This is a genomic window from Embleya sp. NPDC020630, from assembly GCF_044334985.1.
Classification (GTDB): Bacteria; Actinomycetota; Actinomycetes; order Streptomycetales; family Streptomycetaceae; genus Embleya.
This window is the reverse complement of the sequence record NZ_JBIRUB010000006.1, coordinates 127,481-146,316: the sequence shown is the minus strand read 5'-3', so window position 1 is coordinate 146,316 and position 18,836 is coordinate 127,481. Positions and strand designations below refer to the sequence as shown.

General features: G+C 71.8%; 20 protein-coding genes. 10 read left to right on the top strand and 10 right to left on the bottom strand.

The genetic code is table 11. The features are described 5' to 3' along the window. Nucleotides 1-5: 5 nt before the first annotated feature. The gene (locus ACH4XV_RS22040) at nucleotides 6-935 is read right to left on the bottom strand and encodes a helix-turn-helix domain-containing protein (protein ID WP_395792287.1); all 930 of its coding nucleotides are present in this window, start codon (nucleotides 933-935) and stop codon (nucleotides 6-8) included. Between the two features lie 126 nt (nucleotides 936-1,061). Between ACH4XV_RS22040 and ACH4XV_RS22035 the strand changes: the two genes are divergently transcribed. Then, nucleotides 1,062-1,943 (top strand): NAD(P)H-binding protein, encoded by an 882-nt coding sequence (locus ACH4XV_RS22035; RefSeq protein ID WP_395792285.1) that lies wholly within the window; start codon nucleotides 1,062-1,064, stop codon nucleotides 1,941-1,943. Between the two features lie 113 nt (nucleotides 1,944-2,056). Next, complete coding sequence (locus tag ACH4XV_RS22030) at nucleotides 2,057-2,851, top strand: SDR family NAD(P)-dependent oxidoreductase (RefSeq protein WP_395792283.1); 795 nt, start codon at nucleotides 2,057-2,059, stop codon at nucleotides 2,849-2,851. Nucleotides 2,852-3,103: 252 nt separating this feature from the next. Here the strand turns inward: ACH4XV_RS22030 and ACH4XV_RS22025 are convergent, their stop codons facing one another. Further along, on the bottom strand, nucleotides 3,104-4,087 hold the full coding sequence (locus ACH4XV_RS22025) for a P1 family peptidase (RefSeq protein WP_395792281.1): 984 nt from the start codon (nucleotides 4,085-4,087) through the stop codon (nucleotides 3,104-3,106). Nucleotides 4,088-4,128: 41 nt separating this feature from the next. Continuing rightward, entirely contained in the window at nucleotides 4,129-5,064 is a 936-nt protein-coding gene (locus ACH4XV_RS22020) for a helix-turn-helix domain-containing protein (RefSeq protein ID WP_395792279.1), read from the bottom strand. Nucleotides 5,065-5,272: 208 nt separating this feature from the next. Between ACH4XV_RS22020 and ACH4XV_RS22015 the strand changes: the two genes are divergently transcribed. Further along, nucleotides 5,273-5,572, top strand: coding sequence for a putative quinol monooxygenase (locus tag ACH4XV_RS22015; RefSeq protein ID WP_395792277.1), 300 nt, complete (start codon nucleotides 5,273-5,275; stop codon nucleotides 5,570-5,572). 79 nt (nucleotides 5,573-5,651) lie between these two features. On the opposite strand, the gene ACH4XV_RS22010 is transcribed toward ACH4XV_RS22015, so the two are convergent. Then, on the bottom strand, nucleotides 5,652-6,194 hold the full coding sequence (locus ACH4XV_RS22010; RefSeq protein ID WP_395792275.1) for a MarR family winged helix-turn-helix transcriptional regulator: 543 nt from the start codon (nucleotides 6,192-6,194) through the stop codon (nucleotides 5,652-5,654). Nucleotides 6,195-6,353: 159 nt separating this feature from the next. Between ACH4XV_RS22010 and ACH4XV_RS22005 the strand changes: the two genes are divergently transcribed. Both ACH4XV_RS22005 and ACH4XV_RS22000 read left to right on the top strand, forming a co-directional pair. Beyond that, on the top strand, nucleotides 6,354-7,604 hold the full coding sequence (locus tag ACH4XV_RS22005) for a flavin-dependent oxidoreductase (protein ID WP_395792273.1): 1,251 nt from the start codon (nucleotides 6,354-6,356) through the stop codon (nucleotides 7,602-7,604). Further along, entirely contained in the window at nucleotides 7,601-8,113 is a 513-nt protein-coding gene (locus ACH4XV_RS22000) for a DUF3237 domain-containing protein (protein ID WP_395792271.1), read from the top strand. The genes ACH4XV_RS22005 and ACH4XV_RS22000 overlap by 4 nt, the downstream gene beginning before the upstream one ends. 54 nt (nucleotides 8,114-8,167) lie before the next feature. On the opposite strand, the gene ACH4XV_RS21995 is transcribed toward ACH4XV_RS22000, so the two are convergent. Further along, a complete protein-coding gene (locus tag ACH4XV_RS21995) occupies nucleotides 8,168-8,836 on the bottom strand; it encodes an O-methyltransferase (protein ID WP_395792269.1) in 669 nt (222 codons plus the stop codon). A 206-nt stretch (nucleotides 8,837-9,042) separates the two neighbouring features. Here ACH4XV_RS21995 and ACH4XV_RS21990 point away from each other — a divergent pair, with 206 nt between their 5' ends. Next, on the top strand, nucleotides 9,043-9,390 hold the full coding sequence (locus ACH4XV_RS21990; RefSeq protein ID WP_395792267.1) for a hypothetical protein: 348 nt from the start codon (nucleotides 9,043-9,045) through the stop codon (nucleotides 9,388-9,390). Nucleotides 9,391-9,448: 58 nt separating this feature from the next. Here the strand turns inward: ACH4XV_RS21990 and ACH4XV_RS21985 are convergent, their stop codons facing one another. Then, a complete protein-coding gene (locus ACH4XV_RS21985; protein WP_395792265.1) occupies nucleotides 9,449-10,579 on the bottom strand; it encodes an FAD-dependent oxidoreductase in 1,131 nt (376 codons plus the stop codon). Between the two features lie 148 nt (nucleotides 10,580-10,727). On the opposite strand from ACH4XV_RS21985, the gene ACH4XV_RS21980 reads away from it, so the two are divergent. Then, the gene (locus ACH4XV_RS21980; protein ID WP_395792263.1) at nucleotides 10,728-11,330 is read left to right on the top strand and encodes a TetR/AcrR family transcriptional regulator; all 603 of its coding nucleotides are present in this window, start codon (nucleotides 10,728-10,730) and stop codon (nucleotides 11,328-11,330) included. Between the two features lie 160 nt (nucleotides 11,331-11,490). Here the strand turns inward: ACH4XV_RS21980 and ACH4XV_RS21975 are convergent, their stop codons facing one another. Beyond that, the gene (locus tag ACH4XV_RS21975; RefSeq protein WP_395792261.1) at nucleotides 11,491-11,931 is read right to left on the bottom strand and encodes a PPOX class F420-dependent oxidoreductase; all 441 of its coding nucleotides are present in this window, start codon (nucleotides 11,929-11,931) and stop codon (nucleotides 11,491-11,493) included. A gap of 270 nt (nucleotides 11,932-12,201) precedes the next feature. On the opposite strand from ACH4XV_RS21975, the gene ACH4XV_RS21970 reads away from it, so the two are divergent. Then, complete coding sequence (locus ACH4XV_RS21970; RefSeq protein WP_395792259.1) at nucleotides 12,202-12,621, top strand: molybdopterin-binding protein; 420 nt, start codon at nucleotides 12,202-12,204, stop codon at nucleotides 12,619-12,621. A 58-nt stretch (nucleotides 12,622-12,679) separates the two neighbouring features. Here the strand turns inward: ACH4XV_RS21970 and ACH4XV_RS21965 are convergent, their stop codons facing one another. After that, nucleotides 12,680-14,227 (bottom strand): ABC transporter substrate-binding protein, encoded by a 1,548-nt coding sequence (locus tag ACH4XV_RS21965; protein WP_395792257.1) that lies wholly within the window; start codon nucleotides 14,225-14,227, stop codon nucleotides 12,680-12,682. A 576-nt stretch (nucleotides 14,228-14,803) separates the two neighbouring features. Between ACH4XV_RS21965 and ACH4XV_RS21960 the strand changes: the two genes are divergently transcribed. After that, nucleotides 14,804-15,316 carry a DUF6328 family protein gene (locus ACH4XV_RS21960; protein ID WP_395792255.1) on the top strand — a complete coding sequence of 171 codons (513 nt, stop codon included), beginning with the start codon at nucleotides 14,804-14,806 and terminating at the stop codon, nucleotides 15,314-15,316. Nucleotides 15,317-15,375: 59 nt separating this feature from the next. Here ACH4XV_RS21960 and ACH4XV_RS21955 read toward each other — a convergent pair whose 3' ends face one another. Together ACH4XV_RS21955 and ACH4XV_RS21950 are read right to left on the bottom strand one after the other, a co-directional pair. After that, on the bottom strand, nucleotides 15,376-16,596 hold the full coding sequence (locus ACH4XV_RS21955; RefSeq protein ID WP_395792253.1) for an MFS transporter: 1,221 nt from the start codon (nucleotides 16,594-16,596) through the stop codon (nucleotides 15,376-15,378). A gap of 17 nt (nucleotides 16,597-16,613) precedes the next feature. Further along, nucleotides 16,614-17,150, bottom strand: coding sequence for an ArsR/SmtB family transcription factor (locus ACH4XV_RS21950; protein ID WP_395792251.1), 537 nt, complete (start codon nucleotides 17,148-17,150; stop codon nucleotides 16,614-16,616). Nucleotides 17,151-17,357: 207 nt separating this feature from the next. On the opposite strand from ACH4XV_RS21950, the gene ACH4XV_RS21945 reads away from it, so the two are divergent. After that, nucleotides 17,358-18,836, top strand: a complete 1,479-nt coding sequence (locus ACH4XV_RS21945) for an MDR family MFS transporter (protein WP_395792249.1) — start codon at nucleotides 17,358-17,360, stop codon at nucleotides 18,834-18,836.

Below are 18,836 nucleotides of genomic sequence, written 5' to 3'. Positions count from 1 at the left end.
TCACGCTAGGACGGCGCCTGCGGCTCGGGCCATGCGCCGGATTGCCCACGCGTCGCGGAAATCTTGCGGTACTGCGACGGGCGCACCCCGACATGTGCCAGGAAGGCCGAGGACAGGCTGCCGGGCCCGGCGAAGCCGCAGCGCTCGGCGATCCGCGTGATGGTGAGGTCGGTGCCGTCGAGCAGTCGCCGGGCGTGTTCGATCCGCAGCCGGGTGAGGAACGCGTGTGGAGTCTCGCCCGTGGTTCGGCGGAAGACCCGGATGAAGTGGTAGACGCTCAGGTGCACTTCGGCGGCGAGATCGGCCACCGTGAGGGGATGGGCCAGGCGTTCGCGCATGATCGCGACGGCCCGCCGGACGGTCGAGGGTTCGGGACCGGGGACCCGCTGATCCCGGCCCCGGGCCAGCAGGTGGGTCACCAGGACCGTCGCGGCCGATTCCGCGTAGACGTCGGTCGCGCCCGCGACGGTCGGCAGGGCGCGTACGACCTGTTCGACGAGGGTGTCGCCGGCGGCCAGGCCGCCGGCCATGGCCTCGAAGTCCGGCTCGGGTCCGCCCAGTTCGGCGGCCACCCGAAGCACGGTCGCGCGCGGGACGTGTACCTGGACGGTTCGCATCGGCGGCGTCGCGCGGTAGCTGCGCACGGTCGTCTGACCCGGGAGCATCAGCTCCAGGCGGCCCGGCACCCAGCGACGGCGGGTGGGTTTTCCGCCGGCGCGGATCCGCATGTCCGCTTCACCGCTCGTGTAGAGCACGAGATGCAGGTCGGCGACTCCCGGCAGCGGAAAATCCTCCGCCTCCCGCGCGTGCGTGAAGCTCTGGACCAGCAGGGAGCGCCAGCCGGCGTCCTGCCAGCTACAGAAGGTGCGCCGCACGACGCCGTCCATGTCGACGTCGGTATACGGCGCAAGGTCGAAGTCGGACGAGTCGAACACTCCACGATTCTCGCACCCCCCGCCGTGTCGCCGGAGGTGTCCGACCCGTCGGGCCGGGCAGAGGAGAGGTTCGGGCCGTTTCCGGACCCGCCGGATTCATGGCGTATCACCGGCTGAGAGGACATCATGCGGATCGCTGTCACCACCCCGACCGGGAACGTCGGCCGGCACGTCGTCGCCATGCTGGTCCGCGCCGGACTCCGGCCGCGCGTGCTGCTGCGCGATCCCGGGCGACTGGCGCTCGAGCTGCGCGACCACGTCGATGCGGTACAGGTCGACCAATTCGATGCCGACACGGTGGTGGCCGCCACCGAGGGCGTCGACGCGCTGTTCTGGGTGGATCCGACCACCGGCGGCGAGGACCCCCTGGCCGACTACGCCCGTGCCACGGACAGCGTGGTCCACGCCGTCACCGACAACCGGATCGGCCGGGTCGTCTTCCAGAGCAGCGTGGGCGCCGAGAAACGGCACGGCGCCGGTGAGATCGACGGCCTCGCGCACACCGAAACCGCCCTGGACAAGCTCGACGTCGACGTCACCCATCTGCGCTGCGGCTACTTCTTCACCAACCTCGAACTACAACTGGACGCCCTGCGTGCGGGCACCCTCGAGGTGATCCTGCCGCTCGACCAACCCATGGCCTGGGTGGCGCCCCGCGACATCGCCGAGGTCGCGGTCACCCGGCTGCTGTCCCCCGACTGGTCCGGGCACCACGTACGCGCCGTACACGGGCCGGCCGACCTCACCTGGCGGCAGGTCGGCGACATCCTCACCGCCGCCACGGGTCGGCGGATCGGCGTCGAGCGCATCACCGACGACGCCATGCGCGAGCGGCTCCTCGGGGCCGGGATGAAGGACGCACTGGTCGAGGCGGTGCTCGGGATGTCGACCGGGCTTCGGGAGGATTTTGTGCCGGAACAGCCCCGCACCGTCGAGACCACCACCACGACCACCCTCGCCGCCTGGGCCTACGACCACCTCCGGCACCGGATCACCGACGCGGCGTAGGCGAGAAGGTCGCTCGACACCCTGGTCGGACCGGACGCGGCGCGTGTCCACATGCCCGACGGGATGATCTACTGGGCCCGGCAGACGAGTTGTTCGGACGAAGGGTTCGCGTCGTGTTGATCGATCTCACCGGGAAGACCGCTCTGGTCACCGGTTCCACGCAGGGCATCGGGGCCGCGATCGCGAAGGGCCTTGCCGGAGCGGGAGCGGAGGTCGCCGTCAACGGACGTACGCCGGAATCGGTCGCGGCGGCCTTGGAGCGGCTGCGCAAGGACGTACCGGAGGGTCGATTCCGGGCCGCGCCCGGGGACATCGCCGAGGATGAGGGAGCGGCGAGGGTGTTGTCCGCCGTCCCGTCGGTGGACATCCTGATCAACAACCTCGGCATCTTCGGGACCCGGCCGGCGTTGGAGATCGACGACGCCGAATGGCGGCGCTACTTCGAGGTCAACGTGCTCACCGCCGTCCGGATGATCCGCGCGTATCTGCCCGGGATGCAGACTCGCGGCTGGGGGCGGATCCAGAACATCGCGAGCGACTCGGCGATCGCCACGCCGGTGGAGATGATCCAGTACGGCATGTCCAAGACGGCGTTGTTGGCGGTCTCGCGCGGCTTCGCCAAGGAGGCGGCGGGGAGCGGTGTCACGGTCAACTCGGTGATCGCCGGCCCCACGCACACCGGCGGCGTCGAGGACTTCGTCTACGAGTTGGTGGATCCCGCCCTGCCGTGGGACCGGGCGCAACGCGAGTTCATGCGCCTGCACCGCCCGCAGTCGCTGATCCAGCGGCTGATCGAACCCGAGGAAATCGCCAACATGGTGGTCTACTTGAGCTCCCCCTTCGCCTCGGCGACCACGGGCGGCGCTCTGCGCGTCGACGGCGGCTACGTCGACGCGATCACCCCCTGAGCCCGATCGGCTGCCGGATCCCCAAGATCCGGGGAGCGGGCCCCCAACTGCCCGCTCCCCGGGAGCCAAAGGTCGGGCCCTACCCGACATCGACCTTCGGCGACCGCGAGAACCGGAATACGATCCGGATCCGGCTCTCGGAGGGTATGACGTTTCGCGGCCCGGGAGTGTGACGGGTCCGCCGAAGAAGATTCCGTTCGTCTTCGGTCGTTCACGGGGCTCGTGGGGTCTATCCGGTGGGATCAGGTGGGATCAGGTCCGGATGAGGTGGCGGGGGAGGGCGTGGGCCTTGCGGCCCGTGGGGGTGGTGATGGTGCGGGCGGCGAGCAGGGCGTCGATCACGGCTTCCTCGACGCAGTCCATGGCGGCGGTGAACAGGGTTTCCAGGTGGGCCTGTTCGAGGTCCGCCGGGGAGACCTGGGAGGCGGTGGAGAAGGCCAGGCCGTAGTCGCCGTTGCCGCGGCCGAGCGCGGCGCCGACGCGGCGGAGGGCGAATACGCCGCGGGCCGCGATGCGGGACAACTGCCTTGCCGTGCAGGGGACATCGACGGCCAGTACGACCACGCAGGAGCTGTCCGCGGCGGCCGGACCGGCACTTGCCAGGCCCAGGCCGACCGGCGTCACCGATCGCCCGAGAAGGCGCAACTCCCCGTCCATGTCGGCCTGGACGAGTGCGCCCACGGTCGCCGACCGGGTGCCGAGCGAGACTCGGCGCGACGCCGACCCGATGCCGGCTTTGAAGCCGAGGGCACACGCCCCCGCGCCGCCGCCGACGCTGCCCAGCTCGACCGGACCGTCGTGCGCGCCCGTCAACGCGGCCGAGACGTGCTCCCGGGTGAGCGGCCGCCGAACCACCGGCGCCGGCCACGCGTCGTCGATTTCGCCGACCACCGGCCCGTCCGGGCGATCCGAAACCCGGCTCGGCGTAGAGGTGAGCAGGATCGGCGTCGCCAACTCGGCCCGCTCCACCATCTGGGTAACCCCGACCGACCTCCCGTGGCCGCTGCCGAGGTACATCCCCGCCGCCAACGACCGGGCCTCCCGCATCGCCGTCGGCACGATCGCGGTCACCCCCGAGCGCACCCCCTCGGCCTCGTCCACCAGCGTCGTATGCCCCACCAGCACGCCCGACACGTCGGTGATCGTATTGTGCACACCCGTCGCGAACCGCCCGACCCGGTGCCCCGCGTCCCGGAACCGCAGCGCGCGCACCGGGTCTCGCTCTGCCTCGTTCACGGTCGATCCGGCCTTTCTCGGGGGAACAACAACCGCGATTCTCACCGGCTCCCGGTCGTCGATCTCCGTCGTGGGGTCCGAATTTCGCCACGCCGTTTGGGGTCTTCCGCCAAAATACGCTCGGCGCCCGCGTGCGAACGGTGCGTGACGACGGCGGGCTCGGCCAACTGGCGGAGCGCGAGCGCGGTCTCGGAGCCGGCGGGAGCGCTGTAGATCATCAGGGTCAGGTCGGGGTCGTCCGGAGCGCGCATGGCCACGTAGTCGAGCGCGAGTTCGCCCAGTCGCGGATGCACGAACCGTTTGCGCCCCCGGGTCTTGGCCCGGACGTGGTGGTCCGCCCACAGCCGGCGGAAGTCCCTACTGGCGTCGGTGAGTTCGTCGACCAGGGCGGCAAGTCGCGGGTCGCCGGGCCGGCGACCCGCGTCGAGGCGCAGATTGGCGACGGTGTCCCGGGCCTTGGTCTCCCAGTCGGGGTACAGCGTCCTGGCCGCGTGGTCGAGGAACACCAGGCGGGCCATGTTCCGCTCGGCGACCGGGATCGTGGGGAAGTCGGCGATCAGGGCCCGGGCCGGTTCGTTCCAGGCCAGGACGTCCAGCCGGTGCCCGATCAGGTATGCGGGGGCGAGTGTGAGCGCCTCCAGGGCCTGGCGCAGCTCGGGCCCCACCTGTTGCGGCCGATCCGACGACGTGCGGGCGTCGGCGGGCCTGGCCAGATTGTGAAGGTGCGCCCGCTCGTCGACGTCGAGCCGGAGCGCGTCGGCCACCGCGTCCAGAATCTCGGGGGAGACGTTGCGGGCCCGACCCTGTTCCAGACGGGTGTAGTAGTCGACGCTCACCCCGGCCAGTTGGGCCAACTCCTCGCGGCGCAGCCCCGGGACGCGGCGCCGGCCGCCGAACCGGCTCGCCCCCGTGTCGTCCGGACTCAGCCGGGCCCGCCGGGTCTTGAGGAACTCGCTGAGCTGCCGTGCACGATCCATGATCACCAGTCTCCGATACGGCCGTCGGGCGCCGCCGGGCGACCCGCCGCAGCCTGGTTCCGGCAGACCCAGGCAGGGCCGACCCGGGTCGAACAGGGCTCTGGGCGCCCCCTCGCGGAACCCGCAGGATGGGCATCGTCCACCGGCGGAGACCACGCCGCATCGAAGCACCACCAGGCATCGAGACCACGGAAGCGGGAGTCACCCCATGTCGAACACCCTCACCCTCATCGCCACGTTCACCGCCAAGCCCGGCCACGAGCAGCGGTTGCGCGACGAACTCCAGGCGATGATCGCCCCGTCCCTGGCCGAGGAGGGATGCATCGCCTACCAGCCGTACACCCACCCCACCCGCGCCGACCGGATGGTCATCGTCGAGGAGTGGGTCGACGCGGCCGCCCTGGAACACCACTTCACGCTGCCCCACTTCGAGCACGTCGCGGCCGTCCTCGACGCGATCCTGGCCGAGCCGTTCACACTGCGCCGCCTCACCGACGTCCCCGCCTGAGGGTGCGCGCGCCCGTCCTTCGTACCCTCGCGGGACGAGGGACGGGCGGGGACGCTCTCGCGCCGCCGCGCGGAGCCGTTCAGTCGAGTGCGGGGGCGGTGGGACGGCCCGTGACCAGGCGGCGCAGCAGCGTGGTGAGCAGGTCGCGATCCGGCTCGGACAGGGTGGCGAACCAGGCCAGTTCGCGGCGGGAGTGGGCGGCGAACGCCTCGGCGATCGACGCGCGGCCCTGCTCGGTCAGGGCGACCAGGACCGCGCGCTTGTCCTCGGCGACGCGCCGGCGCTCGACCAGGCCGTCGCGTTCCAGGGTGTTGATCGCGTTGGTGAGCGCCGAGCGCGACAACACCGACAATTCGGCGAGCCGGGCCGGCTGGGTGGGGCCGAGTATCCACAGCTTGAACATGATGCGAAAGCCCGGCAGGGTCCACCCGCGCGGCCGATGCACGGTGGCCTCGAGGTCGGCGACCAGCAGATACGCCACGTGCAGCAGGTGGTAGCCCAGGTCGAACGCGCCGGGGTCGGTGTCCGGCGCCAGTTCGACGATGCGTTCGCGCGCCTGGTCGGCGTACCGGACGTCCGGCAGTCGGGTCGGCTCGGCGGGGGGTGTCGCGCGCGGCGTCATACGTTCCGTCTCGCTCGGTGGGTGGGGTGGTGCGGGTGTGTCGTGCCCATCCTGCACGTGGCACACATCCTGCCAAGGGTCCTTGCGCAATCCGGTCCATGCCCCCAGGATGAGCAAAGTTGTTATGGCTGAAACAATCTATTGCTCCGGGAGGCCTTCGTGCGCGTCATCGTCGCCGGGGGAGGAATCGGCGGTCTGACCGCCGCGCTGTCGCTGCACGCGGCGGGAATCACGGACGTCACCGTCCTGGAGGCAGCGGCCGAGATCCGCCCGCTGGGTGTGGGCATCAACGTATTGCCGCACGCCGTACGCGAGTTGACCGAACTCGGCCTGGCCGACCGGCTGGCCGCACTGGGCGTGCCGACCGGCGAGCTGGCCTACTTCAACCGATTCGGCCAGGCCATCTGGTCCGAGCCGCGCGGGCTCGGCGCCGGGTATCGCTGGCCGCAGTACTCGGTGCATCGCGGCGGCCTCCAGATGATGCTCCTGGACGCGGTGCGCGAACGCCTGGGCGCCGACGCGGTGCGCACGGGCCGGCCGGTCACCTCGTACGAGGACCTGCCGCAGGGCGTGCGCGTGCACACCGCCGCCGGGTCGCTCGACGCCGATGTGCTGATCGCCGCCGACGGGATCCGCTCGGCGATCCGCCGGCAGCTCTTCCCCGAGGAGGGCGCGCCGCCGTGGAACGGCCTCGTGTTGTGGCGCGGCACCACCCGCGCGCCCGCGTTCCGTTCCGGGCGGTCCATGATCATGGCCGGCGACGGGACGGAGAAGTTCGTCGCCTACCCGCTCACGCCCGAGCCGGACGCCGACGGCAATCTCCTGCTGAACTGGATCGCCGAACGCCCGCTCGACACTCCGCCGCCCGCCCCCGGCGACTGGAACCGCAGGGCCGAACCCGCCGACGTATTGCGGCACTTCGGCGAGTGGCGGTTCCCATGGCTGGACATATCCTCGGTGATCGCCGCCGCCGACGCGGTCTACGAGTATCCGATGGTGGACCGCGATCCGCTGCCGCGCTGGACCCATGGCCGGGTCACCCTGCTCGGCGACGCCGCGCACGCGATGTATCCCATCGGGTCCAACGGCGCCTCGCAGGCGATCCTCGACGCGCGGGTGCTGGCGTGGCGGCTCGCCACGCACCCGATCGACGACGCGCTTGCCGGCTACGAGGCCGACCGCCGACCGGCGACGACCGCCATCCAGCTGGCCAACCGGGACCTGGGGCCGGAGATCGTGATGCGCCTGGTCCACGAACGGGCGCCGCAGGGCTTCACGGACATCGACGACGTGCTCACCCCGGCCGAACGCGAGGACGCGGCGGCCGGCTACAAACGCGTCGCCGGCTTCGACCCGACGCTCCTCAACGAACGCGCGTCGTACACCGTCGACACGGGGAGCCGGCCGTGAACGTGGACCCCTCCGGGGTCGAGCCGGACCCGAACGCGGCGCCCTACCCCCCGCCCTCCCCGAAGCTCGGCTTCCTCGCCCGCTTTCGGGTGGACCTGGACGCCATGCTCGACCTCGGCGCCACCCCCTGGGGCGAGCGCCGGATCATCCCGATCATCGGCGGCTCCTTCGAGGGCCCACGGTTGCGCGGGGACATCCTCCCGGGCGGCGGCGACTGGCAGATCGTGCACCCCGACGGCGCCGCCGAGATCGACACCCGCTACACCCTGCGCACCGACGACGAGGCGCTGATCCACCTGACCACCACCGGGCTCCGGTACGGCCCGCCCGAGGTTATGGCCCGACTGCGGCGGGGCGAGGACGTGGATCCGCGCAGCTACTACTTCCGGCTCGTCTGCCGCTTCGAGACGGGCGACGCCCGGTACGCCGGGCTCAATCGCACCATCGCCGTCGCGGCGGCGATGCGCAGCGCGAACACCGTCCGGTACGAGGCACACGCGCTGGTGTAACGCGCGTCGGCGCGGTGGGCGGCCACGACGGGGCCCACCGCGCCGAAGCCGTGCTCAGCCCGTGACCACGGCGAGCGCGAATCCGTCCCACCCCTTGTCGCCGACCGTCTGCACGGCGGTGGCGTCGAGCCGGGGATCCTTGGCGAGCAGTTCGAGGGTCGTACGCACACCCTGGGCGCGCACGCCGCCCGCCGCCGGGTCGAGGACGGCGCCGCCCAGGACGACGTTGTCCAGGACGATCACCGCGCCGACCCGGGCCAGCCGCAGGGACCACTCGAGGTAGTGCGGGTAGTTGTCCTTGTCGGCGTCGATGAACACCAGGTCGAACGGCTCGCCGCCCTCGGCATCCAGGATCGGCAGCGTCTCCAGGGCCGGCCCGACCCGGACCTCCACCCGATCGGCCAGGCCCGCCCGCGCGATGTTCGCCCGGGCCACCTCGGCGTGGTGTGGCGCGTATTCGAGCGTGACCAGCCGGCCGTCCTCGGGCAGCGCCCGCGCGAGATGGATGGTGCTGTACCCGCCGAGCGTGCCGATCTCCAGGATGCGCCGAGCCCCCCGGATCCGGGCCAGGAGATGCAGGAGCCGGCCCTGGTGCGCGGTGACCGCGATCGGCGGCAGACCCGCCGCGTCGCTCTCCCGCTGCGCGGCCCGCAACACCTCGTCGTCGGCGCCGAGCAGATCGGTGAAGTATCCGTCCACGGCGCTCCATTGCTGCTGTGACACGAAGCAATTCCTCTCCTCGACCAAGCACGGAACACCCGTGGCCCTCCGACGATGCCGGCCGAATCCCGCCCGGCACAGCCGAGCCCCGCGCCTGATGGGTGGTCTCCGAAGGTAGAGGGTGTCACGAATATTCTTGACTCTATGCTCTCGCGAGCGTTATAACCTATAACGAAAGGCAAGCCTGCTAAGTCAACGAGGGGAACGTCATGTCAGCCACCTCCGTCTCGCCCGCCACCACCGACCGGCGCATCCCGCGGGCGGTCACCATCTCCGCCTGGCTGGTCCCCGTCATGGTCTTGGCCCAATTCGCCCTGATCGCCGTCGTTCCGGTCGCCATCGCCCTGATCGGCGCGCTCACCCGGGTCGCCGACCGGTCGGTGCGCGCGGCGGCCGCGCTCGTGGCGGTGGCCTTCGCCGTCCCGCTCACGGTCTGGCTGGTGCGCCCCGACGGCGCCCAGAGCCTGTCCAAGGACATCCATCCCGTATTCGTGGCCCTGCTCGTGGTCGCCTCCGCGGCCCTCGTCGCCGCCATCCACCGCCCCCGCCGACGCTGAGGCGCCCGACGGCTCCGCGCAGGTCCGGTTCGGCTACCCGGGAGATCGGGTCGCCCGCTCAGGGCCGGTCGTCGTCAAAGTCCTCGGCGGACAGCAGGCCCGCTGCGGCGCCGTCGAGGGCCTCGGCCATCGCGGTGGACCGGGGGAGCATGGTCTTCTCGTACACCCGGATCGCGTCGGCGACGCAGGCGGCACTCGCGAGCGCGAGGGCGAGTTCGGCGGCGTCGAGCATGGCGAGGTTGACGCCGACGCCCAGCGGGGGCATCAGGTGGGCGGCGTCGCCGAGCAGGGTCACCGTTGGGTGGTGCGCCCAGGTGTGCGGGACCGGGAGCGCGAACAGCGGCCGGTCCACGTAGCGTCCGTCGTTGTCGGTGAGCATGCGCCGCAGGCCGGGCGACCAGTCGGCATACTCGTCGAGGAGCAGCGCGCGGATGCCCTCGGTGTCCTCGACGGTGCGCCCACTCGCGGCGATCCAGTCGACCGGGACCCGGCGGATGAGGTAGACGCGGATGTGGTCGCCACTGTTGCGTTGGGCGAACATGGCGCGCTCGCCGTCGGCCGCCGCGGCGCTGCCCCGGCCGACCAGTGCGGCGAGCTCGGGGTGCCGCCGCTCGACGTCGGAGAAGTGGGCCTCCAGGAAACCCATCCCGATGTAGGCGGGCACGGCGGGGGAGACCGCCGGGCGCACCCGGGAGAAGGCGCCGTCGGCGCCGATGACCAGATCGGCCTCGACGGTCGTCCCGTCCGCGAAGCGCAACAGCCGGGGCCCGTCGGCGGGTCCGTCGATCGTGTCGAGCGCGTGGCCCCAGCGCACGGTGCCCGGGTGCAGGGACTCCAGGAGCAGTGCGCGCAGGTGGCCGCGGTCGATCTCCGGCTTGAAGAGTTCGTCGGCGGCCGGGATGTGATGGGAGATGATCCGCCCGCTCGGGTCCAGCTTGCGCATCTCCTGGCCCTCCGGACGGGCCAGGGCGAAGAACTCGTCGAGCAGGCCGGCCTCGCGCAGCGCGATCTGGCCGTTGTCGGCGTGCAGATCCAGGCTGCCGCCCTGGTTGCGCGCGTCGGGGCCCGGGTCGCGGTCGTGGACGGTGACCGCGATGCCGTGCCGCTGAAGGATGCGCGCGCAGGTCAGCCCGCCGGGTCCGGCGCCGATGACGCTGATCCGGGCGTGGGCGGGTGCGGGGGAGTTCATGGGGGTTCCTTTCGCCGGCGGAGAGGGCTGTCGGCCGAACGGGCACGGAGGCGGGGAACTCACCCGCTGCCCTCACGAAAGCAAACTAAGTTCGAAAGTGCAATGGGTCAACTTAGGAATCGATACAACCATCGGATACACTCAACCCATGACCGTCCCCCCTGCCGGCCGCCGCGAACGCAAGAAGGCGGCCACTCGGCAAACGATCGCCGACGCCGCACTGGAACTGTTCCTGGAGCACGGCTACGACCGGGTGAGCATCCGGGACATCGCCGACGCGGCCGATGTGTCCACGACCACGGTGTTCAAGCACTTCAGCGGCAAGGAGGCGCTGGTGTTCGACCAGGAGGAGGACCGGGAGGCGCACCTGGTCGCCGCGGTACGGGAGCGGCCTGCCGGCCGGGACATCCTCGATGCCCTCCGGGGGCACGTCCGGGAGAACTTCCTCGCCGTCGCGACGCATCCGCAGGCCGCCGGGTTCAGTCACCTGGTGGACTCGACGCCGGCGCTGCGCGCGTACGCGGAACGTATGTGGACCCGGCACACCGACGCCCTCGGCGCGGCCATCGCCGACGAACTCGGCGTGGACCACGACGACATCGCGTGTCTGGCGCTGGCCCGATTCGTGTTGGAGATCCCGACCCTGGCGCGCGGCCGGCAGGATCCCGCGGCCACCGTCGATGCGGTCTTCGACATCCTCGCCCACGGCTGGCCGCCACCGGGCAACCCGCCTGCTCCCCAAGGGAGTTAGCTCTCCCGGAGCGCGCACGGTGGGCGGAGCGCGTGGCTTGTGCGGGAAGGCGGGATGCCGCTGTTCGGGCTCGGCCGGTCCCGTCCGCACCTCGGCGGTCCCTGTCCCGAATGGGGAGACAGGGGCCGCCGCCGGGCGTGCCGGCCCGGGAACGGGTCGGCTACTCCGACACGTTCCGGCTGCCGCCCGCCTGGTCGTTGTCCTTGAGCGTGCCCCAGCCGTGCCAGCGGTCGATCCGGATCCAGGCGCTGACCCGGGCCCGTTCCCGCTGCGGGTAGGGCTGCCCGCCGTAGTGCCGGGACAACCGGTCGATGTCGGCCAGGTCCTTGTCGTCGCGGATGTCCACGACGGTGCCGACGATGCTCAGGTGCGTGTACCAGTTGCCCTCGTCGAGCACGGTGAGCGAGACGCGGGGGTCGTTGCGGAGATGATCGAGCCGCTTTCGGCCCTCGTCCAGGTTGATCAGGATGCGGCCGTCGTCCCACAGGTACCAGGTCGCGGTGGAGACGGGTTGGCCGTCGGGCCGGAGCGTGGTCATCACGGCCGGGTTGGGCTTTTGCAGCATCGTGATGGCCTGTTCGGGCAGCGGCGGCTTCGACATGAGTCCTCCTCGTCGCGGGTCCGGCCCGCGGTGGGAATCGCGGCGACGTCGCCGCACCGGACCGCACCGAAACACTACCTCCGACCCGTGTTTTCGCCCGGCCGCGCCGGCGCCGCGTCGGGCGTAGGCCCGGCCGGACCGCCGCCCTTGGGGTGGTATCCGGGGCGCGCCCCTCGTGTCTGCCCCGGGGCGGTGTTTTGTCCCGTTTAGGCTGAGGGTCGCGTGTTCGGGAGATCGGCTTCCGGCGATCAGGGATCCAGGTGTGTCCGCATGTCGCTCAGCATCCGCAACCGGTTCCCGGGCACCACGGTCTCGGTGACCACCGGTGAGGTGATGGCCGCCGTCAAGGTCCGGCTCGGCTCCGGTCGCGAACTCACCGCCGCCGTCACGGTCGACGCGGTGCGCGACCTCGGCCTGGCCGAAGGCAGCGCCGTCCTGGCCCTGGTCAAGTCCACCGAGGTCTCGCTCGCCACCGGCGGCGTCGACGGGCTGAGCATCCGCAACCGTATCCCCGGCACGGTCGTCGAGGTCGCCTTCGGCGGTGCGATGGCCGGCGTCAAGGTCGCCGTCGCGGACGGCGAACTGACCGCCGTCGTCACCGTCGAGGCCGCGAGGGACTTGGGCCTGACGGCGGGTACGCCGGTGACCGCCCTGCTCAAGTCGACCGAGGTCGCCCTCGCCACCGCCTGACCCGAACCGGCGCGGCGGCGCGGCGGTGACCGCGAATCCGCCGCGCCGGCGCGAGCGGTCAGTGCGCGTCGGCGCGCCGCAGCGTCGTGGGCAGGAAACCGCCGCCGTCGACCTCGAACGCGTAACCCCGGGTGAAGTAGGGGACGTTGCTGTCCATGAAGGTGATCACGTCGACCCGCTTCATCAACTCCTCCTCCGCCGCGGTCCATTCGGCGCAGCCCGAGGTGTCCGACTTGGCCATCGCGAGCGCCGTCAGGCGCTGGTACTCCGGGTTCTGCACGGACCCGAAGTTGAGGCCCTCGGGCGGTTTGGTCCCGGAGAAGAACGGGAGCATCTGGTCGGGCGTGCTCAGCGACAGCGGCGCCCACGCCACGTCCCACTGGCCGGCCATCAGCGTGGACACCTTCGTCGCGGGCGTGGTCGGTCGGGGGGCGACCTTCACGCCGAACGACTTCCACTGCTTGACCGCCAACTCGGCCGCCGCGACGACCTGGGTGCCCGACAGGCCCGGATAGGGCACTTCGATGGACAGTTGCCGGCCGTCCTTGGTCCAGTACCCACCGGACTTGCGCCACCCCGCCGTGCGCAACAGCTCGGCGGCGCCGTCCACATCGTGGGTCGGGAGGTTGGCGGTGACCGAGTCGGTCGGACAGGGCGGGGACATCGCGGTGCCCAGCCGGGTCGGCCGCACCCCCTTGCCGCCGGTGGCGACCGCGCCCAGCTGCCGCAGGTCGATCGCCGTGACCAGCGCCCGGCGCACCCGCGGATCGGCCGTGACCCGGTTCGGGTCCTCGTTGAACAACAACTGGCCGAGCGGGTCCTGCATGGCCGTGGACTTGATTCCGGCCGCCGTCAGTCGGGACCGGTCGGGGCCGACCACCGTGGTGACGTCCAACTGGCCGCCCAGGAGCAGATTGGTCCGGGTGGACTCGTTGCCGATCACCTTGAAGACCACCCGGTCCGGGGTGCGGGCGTTGTCCACGCCGTCCGGACCCCAGCTGTAACCCGGTCGCTTGGTGAAGGTGAAGTGGTCGCCCGGTACGGCCTCGGTCAGCCGGTAGGGACCGGTGCCGTCCGAGGCATGGTCGAGCTTGCCCTGCGCGCGCAGGCCGGAGGGGCACACCAGTTGCAGCGTCGCGGCGTTGCGCAGCAGGAACGGGGTGGGCTCGGGGGTCTTCAGGGTCAGGGTGCCGGCGGCGTCGTCGGCGGAGACGGTGAGGCCGGTGGGCACGATCATGCCGAGCATGGGCGAGGCGTTGGTCGGCTCGGCGACGTACGCGTACTGCGCCGCGATCGCCGACGGGGTCAACGGCGTACCGTCGTCGCACGTCACGCCGCGCTTGACGGTGAAGCTCGCGGTGGTCGCGTCGGTCGTCCACGTCTCGGCGACACCGGAGACGACGCGCCCGTCGGGCTGGATGTTGACCAGCCCGTCGTAGGAGAAGCGGTTCAGCATGAACGCGCTCGCGTTCAGCGCGGTGAGCGGATTCAGGCCACCCGGATCGGCAGTGACCCCGACGGTCATCGTGTCGCCGGCACCGGCGTCGCCCCCGTCGCCACTGCCGCCGCAACCGGCGGCGAGCAGACCCAGGACGAGGGTCCCCACGACCCCTCGCGAGACGCGCCTCATCTCGCGCCTTCCGAGAAACACTCGGTCATCGGGAAAGACTCGGCGCCGGCGTGCCCGGTGGCGCGCATCGCACCCGACTCGGTGGCCGGCGTCCATCGGCTCTCTGCGGGTGGTGTACCCGGCAGTTCGGATCGTCCCGTCACGGGAAACCTCCTCGGAGTGCGGCCTGCGCCGCTGCGGACGATCACGGTAGGCAGTGGCCGGAAACCGGGGGATCGTCGCCGTGTACGAAGAACACCCCCCGATCCTGTGCGAACCACCGACGCCCGGGCCGGCCACCTCCGGGATTCTCGACACGAGGCCGGAACGGCCCGTTCCGCCGCCGGTCGCACTCGACGCGTGCGCTGTGCCGCGCCCCGGTCCGGCCGGCCCTCCGAGCCGGCGCGCGATCGATCCCGGCGACGAATTCGCGCCCCTGATACGGGAGTTGCCCGCCGGGCAGGGATCGGAGTCGTGGTCACGCGGCACGATCCGGCGGTCGAACCCGTGTGCCTTGGCGATGGTCGGGGAAGTCGTCCCCCACGCAAACGCGAGACCGACGAAGGGGACAGCATGCGCGAACAGGACGGCCGGAGCGAGAGCGCGGACGAGCGGGCCGACCGACGGTGGAACGAACTGCTCCAGGAGGTTCGGGTCGTCCAGACCGGGGCGCAGGTGTTGTTCGGCTTCCTGTTGAGCGTCGTGTTCACCCCCAAGTTCGCCACCCTGAGCGACTTCGACAACGGCCTGTACGTGGCCGCCGTGGTGCTGGGCGCGGCCTCGATGGGGGTCCTGGTGTCCGTGGTCTCGGTGCATCGCGCCGTCGCCGGCTTGGGCCGCAAGCCCGGACTGGTCCAAGTGGCCAACCGCCTTGTCCCGCTCGGGGTGGGCCTGTTGGCCTGCACCATCGGCTGCTCGTTGCTGCTGCTGTTGCGGGTGGCCACCGGCCCCGTCACCGCGGCCGTGCTCACGTCGGGGGCGGCGATCTGGTTCCTCGGCTGGTGGCTCGTCCTCCCGTTGGCGCTGCGCCTGAGCCAAGCCGGATCCCGGGAAGCGGACGAGACGGCGGGCGGGCGCGGGGCCTGACCGGCCGGCCCCGCCGCGCGCGGCCCCACGGCACACCCGGCCGCGACTCGATGACGGGATCACACCTCGACGGGGACGGCGGCGCGCAGTGCCGCCTCGACCCGGCGGTTGTCGGTCATGGACGCGGTGACGGCCGTCATCGTCAGGAGGAGGCCTGCGGCGGCGTAGAGCGGGGCACGGACGTCGTAGCCGGCGGCCAGCCACCCGCCGAGGAAGGCGCCGAACGGGGCGGCACACATGCCCAGCATGCGGGACGTCGAGGCCACCCGGCCCATGAGGTGGGCGGGCACGATCGCCTGCCGAAGGGAGGGGCCGAGCACCATCGTGGCGCCCATGCCCGCGCCGCAGACGGCGAGTGCCAGGCCGGCGAGGTATGGATTCGGCGCGGCGGCCAGGCCCAGGACGGCGAACCCCTCGACGGCGGCCGTGCAGGTCAGCGCGGTGCCGGTGCCGAGTCGTCGGCCGAGGGACGAGGCGATGCCCGCGCCGAGCAGTCCGCCGGTGGCCTCCGCTGTCAGGAGCAGGCCGAAGCCGTAGGTGTCCATGCCGAGGCGGTCGTGCGCGAACAGGGCGAGTACGGTCTCCACCGCGACGAATGCGATGTTCCCGATCGCCGGGCGCAGCGCGAGCCCGAGCAGCAGTCGGTCCCGGAAGACGTACGAGGCCCCGGCGCGCGCCTGCCGCAGCAGCGACTCGCGGACCTCCGGCTCGGGTCGGGGCATGGCGGGCAGCGTCCGTACGAGCAGCGCGGAGAGCAGGAACGACACCGCGTCGGTGAGCAGCGGCACCGCTCGCCCGAGCGCGAGCAGCGCACTGCCCGCGGGCGGCCCCGCGAAGCCGGACGCGGCGGTCTGGGTGCCGCGCAGGCGGGAGTTGGCGCGCTCCAAAAGCGCGGGGTCGCGGCGGAGCAGCTCCGGCAGATAGGCCGTGGCGGCCGTGTCGAAGAACAGTCCGCCGAGGCCGAGCAGGAAGGCGACGACCGCGAGCAGCGGAATGCTCAGCACGCCGAGCACGGCCGCCGCCGCGGGTATCGCGAGCAACACCGCGCGCGCCGTGTCCGCGACCCACATCGTGCGCCGGCGGTCCCAGCGGTCCACCAGCGCGCCGCCGAGCACCCCGAAGAGCAGCCACGGCAGTGTGCCCGCGGCCGTGACGACGGCCAGCGCCATCGGATCCCGGGTCAATGTCAACGCGAGCAGCGGCAGGGCGGCATGTGACACCCCGTCACCGAGTGAGGACACCGTCTGCGCGGTCCACAACCGGCCGAACCCGGTCGGCAACTTTCCTCCTTCCGAGGTCACTTGGCGTCCCCCTCGGCCCGCTCGCGCGACGCGGGGCGAAACAGCGCGAAGACGAGCGACACGTCGGGCAGCGACGGATCTGACAACTCCCGGTACTCGTCCGCCAGGGCGTTCAGTCGCGCCCCCAACTCCGCGAACCGCTCCTCGGTGAGCCGCAGATGCGCCATCCGCACATGCCGCTCGCCCGCCGGCGACTCCTCCAGGTCCGCCACCGCGTGCCGCATCAGCACATCCGGCCCGCCCTCGCCCGGGTCCGGCAGCACGATCGACCGCGCGGCCATCGCGTAGTAGCGCTCGGTGACCCCCCGCACCTTCCGGGTCCGGACCACCTTCACCAGGCCGGCCCGCTCCAGCAGCCGCACGTGATAGCTGGAACTGCCTTTCGCGAGGCCGATCCGCTCGGCGATCTGGGTGATCGTCGCCGGCTCGAAGCGGAGCACGGCCATGATCCGGTGACGCGTGAGATTGGAGACGGCGCGCAGCTGCTCGTCGGTGGTGACGTGAAACGTCTCGCGAAGATCATCCGTAGGCATGTGAGTAATGGTCAACGTTTCTTGACCATTGAGCAAGAGGTTTTCGTCCGCGATTTCGACATCGGCTCCGGCGTGTGAGGTGGTGCGACGTGGTGCCACGTGGTGCGACGTCCGTCACGTGTGCCGGCGTTCCGGAGGAGTTCGTGACAGAACTGATCTGACGGGTCGTCAGATCAGCTGGCGGCCCCCGGATCCCGGAGTCGCCGCGTGCCGACCGCAGTACCCTCGTCCGGCCTTCGTTCCCGTCTGGTGGTGCCGACCCTGGCCTTCGGCGGAGTCCTGATGGCGCTCATGCAGACGGTGATCGTGCCGCTGCTGCCCGCACTGCCCGGCGACACCGGGTCCTCGCCGGGCACGGTGAGTTGGATGCTGACCGCGACGCTGCTCTCCGGCGCGGTGCTCAACCCGGTCCTCGGGCGGGCCGGCGACATGTACGGAAGACGCCGCATCCTGGTCGGCGCGCTCGTGGTGATGACGGTGGGCTCGGCGCTGTGCGCGCTGACCACCGACATCGGCGTACTGATCACCGCGCGGGCGCTCCAGGGCACCGCCGCCGCCGTGGTGCCGCTGGCGACCGGCATCCTGCGCGACGAACTGCCGCCGCACCGGGTCGGCTCGGCGGTCGCGCTGATGAGTTCGACCGTGGGCATCGGGGCGGCGGCCGGGCTGCCGCTCGCGTCGATCGTGGTGCAGCACGCGGACTGGCACGTGTTGTTCTGGGTGACCACCGGCCTGGGCGCGCTCGGCGCGGCGCTTTCGTGGTGGGTGCTGCCGCGCTCGTCGGTCCGCACGCCGGGTCGGTTCGACGTGGTCGGCGCGCTGCTGCTGACCACCGGCCTGGTGGGCGTACTGCTCGCGGTGTCCAAGGGCGGCGACTGGGGATGGACGAGCCCGGCGGTGCTCGGCGTCGGCGCGACCGGCGTACTCGTCCTGCCGCTGTGGGGCCGGCATCAGCTGCGGGTGCGCGAACCGCTCGTGGATCTGCGCCTGGCGGCCCGCCGGACCGTGCTGCTGCCGCATCTGGCGGCGCTGGTGACCGGATTCGCCTTCTACGCCAACTGGCTCGCCACCGTGCAACTGGTCCAGGCGCCCGAGGGCACCGGGTACGGCCTGGGGGCGTCCGCGCTGGTGGCGAGCCTGTGCCTGCTGCCCGGCGGGGTGACGATGGTGGTGATGTCGCCGGTGTCGGCCCGGTTGTCCGCCGCGCGCGGGGCGCGCCTGACGCTGGTGGCGGGGGCGCTGGTGATCGCGGCGGCCTATGTGGTGCGGGTGTTCACCAGTGAGCATATGTGGACGATCACGGCCGGAGCGACGACGTGTTCGGTCGGGACCGGGCTGGTGTACTCGGCCTTGCCGACCCTGGTGATCCAGGCGGTACCGGCGGCGCAGACGGCGGCGGCGACCGGCCTGAACGTGCTGATGCGCACCATCGGCCAGGCCCTGTGCAGCACCGTGGTCGCCGTCGTGCTGACCACGGTCACCACGACGGTGCCGGCGGGCCCGGGGGACGCGGCGGGCGGCACCTACGCCTCGCTCGACGCGTACCGCATCGTCTTCGCCCTCGCCGCCGCCGCGGCCCTCGCGGCGGCACTCACCGCGACGGCCATCCCCCACACCGCCACGCCGCCCTCCACCGGGCCCGGGACGCGCGAGGTCCCCCGTCGCGCGTCCCGAACCCCCTCCTGA

Excerpts from the sequence above, each read along its gene's own strand:
- ACH4XV_RS22035 (WP_395792285.1), top strand. The coding sequence starts at position 1,062 with ATGCGGATCGCTGTCACCACCCCGACCGGGAACGTCGGCCGGCACGTC.
- ACH4XV_RS22020 (WP_395792279.1), bottom strand. The coding sequence starts at position 5,064 with ATGGATCGTGCACGGCAGCTCAGCGAGTTCCTCAAGACCCGGCGGGCC.
- ACH4XV_RS22015 (WP_395792277.1), top strand. The coding sequence starts at position 5,273 with ATGTCGAACACCCTCACCCTCATCGCCACGTTCACCGCCAAGCCCGGC.
- ACH4XV_RS22010 (WP_395792275.1), bottom strand. The coding sequence starts at position 6,194 with ATGACGCCGCGCGCGACACCCCCCGCCGAGCCGACCCGACTGCCGGAC.
- ACH4XV_RS21990 (WP_395792267.1), top strand. The coding sequence starts at position 9,043 with ATGTCAGCCACCTCCGTCTCGCCCGCCACCACCGACCGGCGCATCCCG.
- ACH4XV_RS21985 (WP_395792265.1), bottom strand. The coding sequence starts at position 10,579 with ATGAACTCCCCCGCACCCGCCCACGCCCGGATCAGCGTCATCGGCGCC.
- ACH4XV_RS21980 (WP_395792263.1), top strand. The coding sequence starts at position 10,728 with ATGACCGTCCCCCCTGCCGGCCGCCGCGAACGCAAGAAGGCGGCCACT.
- ACH4XV_RS21975 (WP_395792261.1), bottom strand. The coding sequence starts at position 11,931 with ATGTCGAAGCCGCCGCTGCCCGAACAGGCCATCACGATGCTGCAAAAG.
- ACH4XV_RS21970 (WP_395792259.1), top strand. The coding sequence starts at position 12,202 with ATGTCGCTCAGCATCCGCAACCGGTTCCCGGGCACCACGGTCTCGGTG.
- ACH4XV_RS21960 (WP_395792255.1), top strand. The coding sequence starts at position 14,804 with ATGCGCGAACAGGACGGCCGGAGCGAGAGCGCGGACGAGCGGGCCGAC.
- ACH4XV_RS21950 (WP_395792251.1), bottom strand. The coding sequence starts at position 17,150 with ATGCCTACGGATGATCTTCGCGAGACGTTTCACGTCACCACCGACGAG.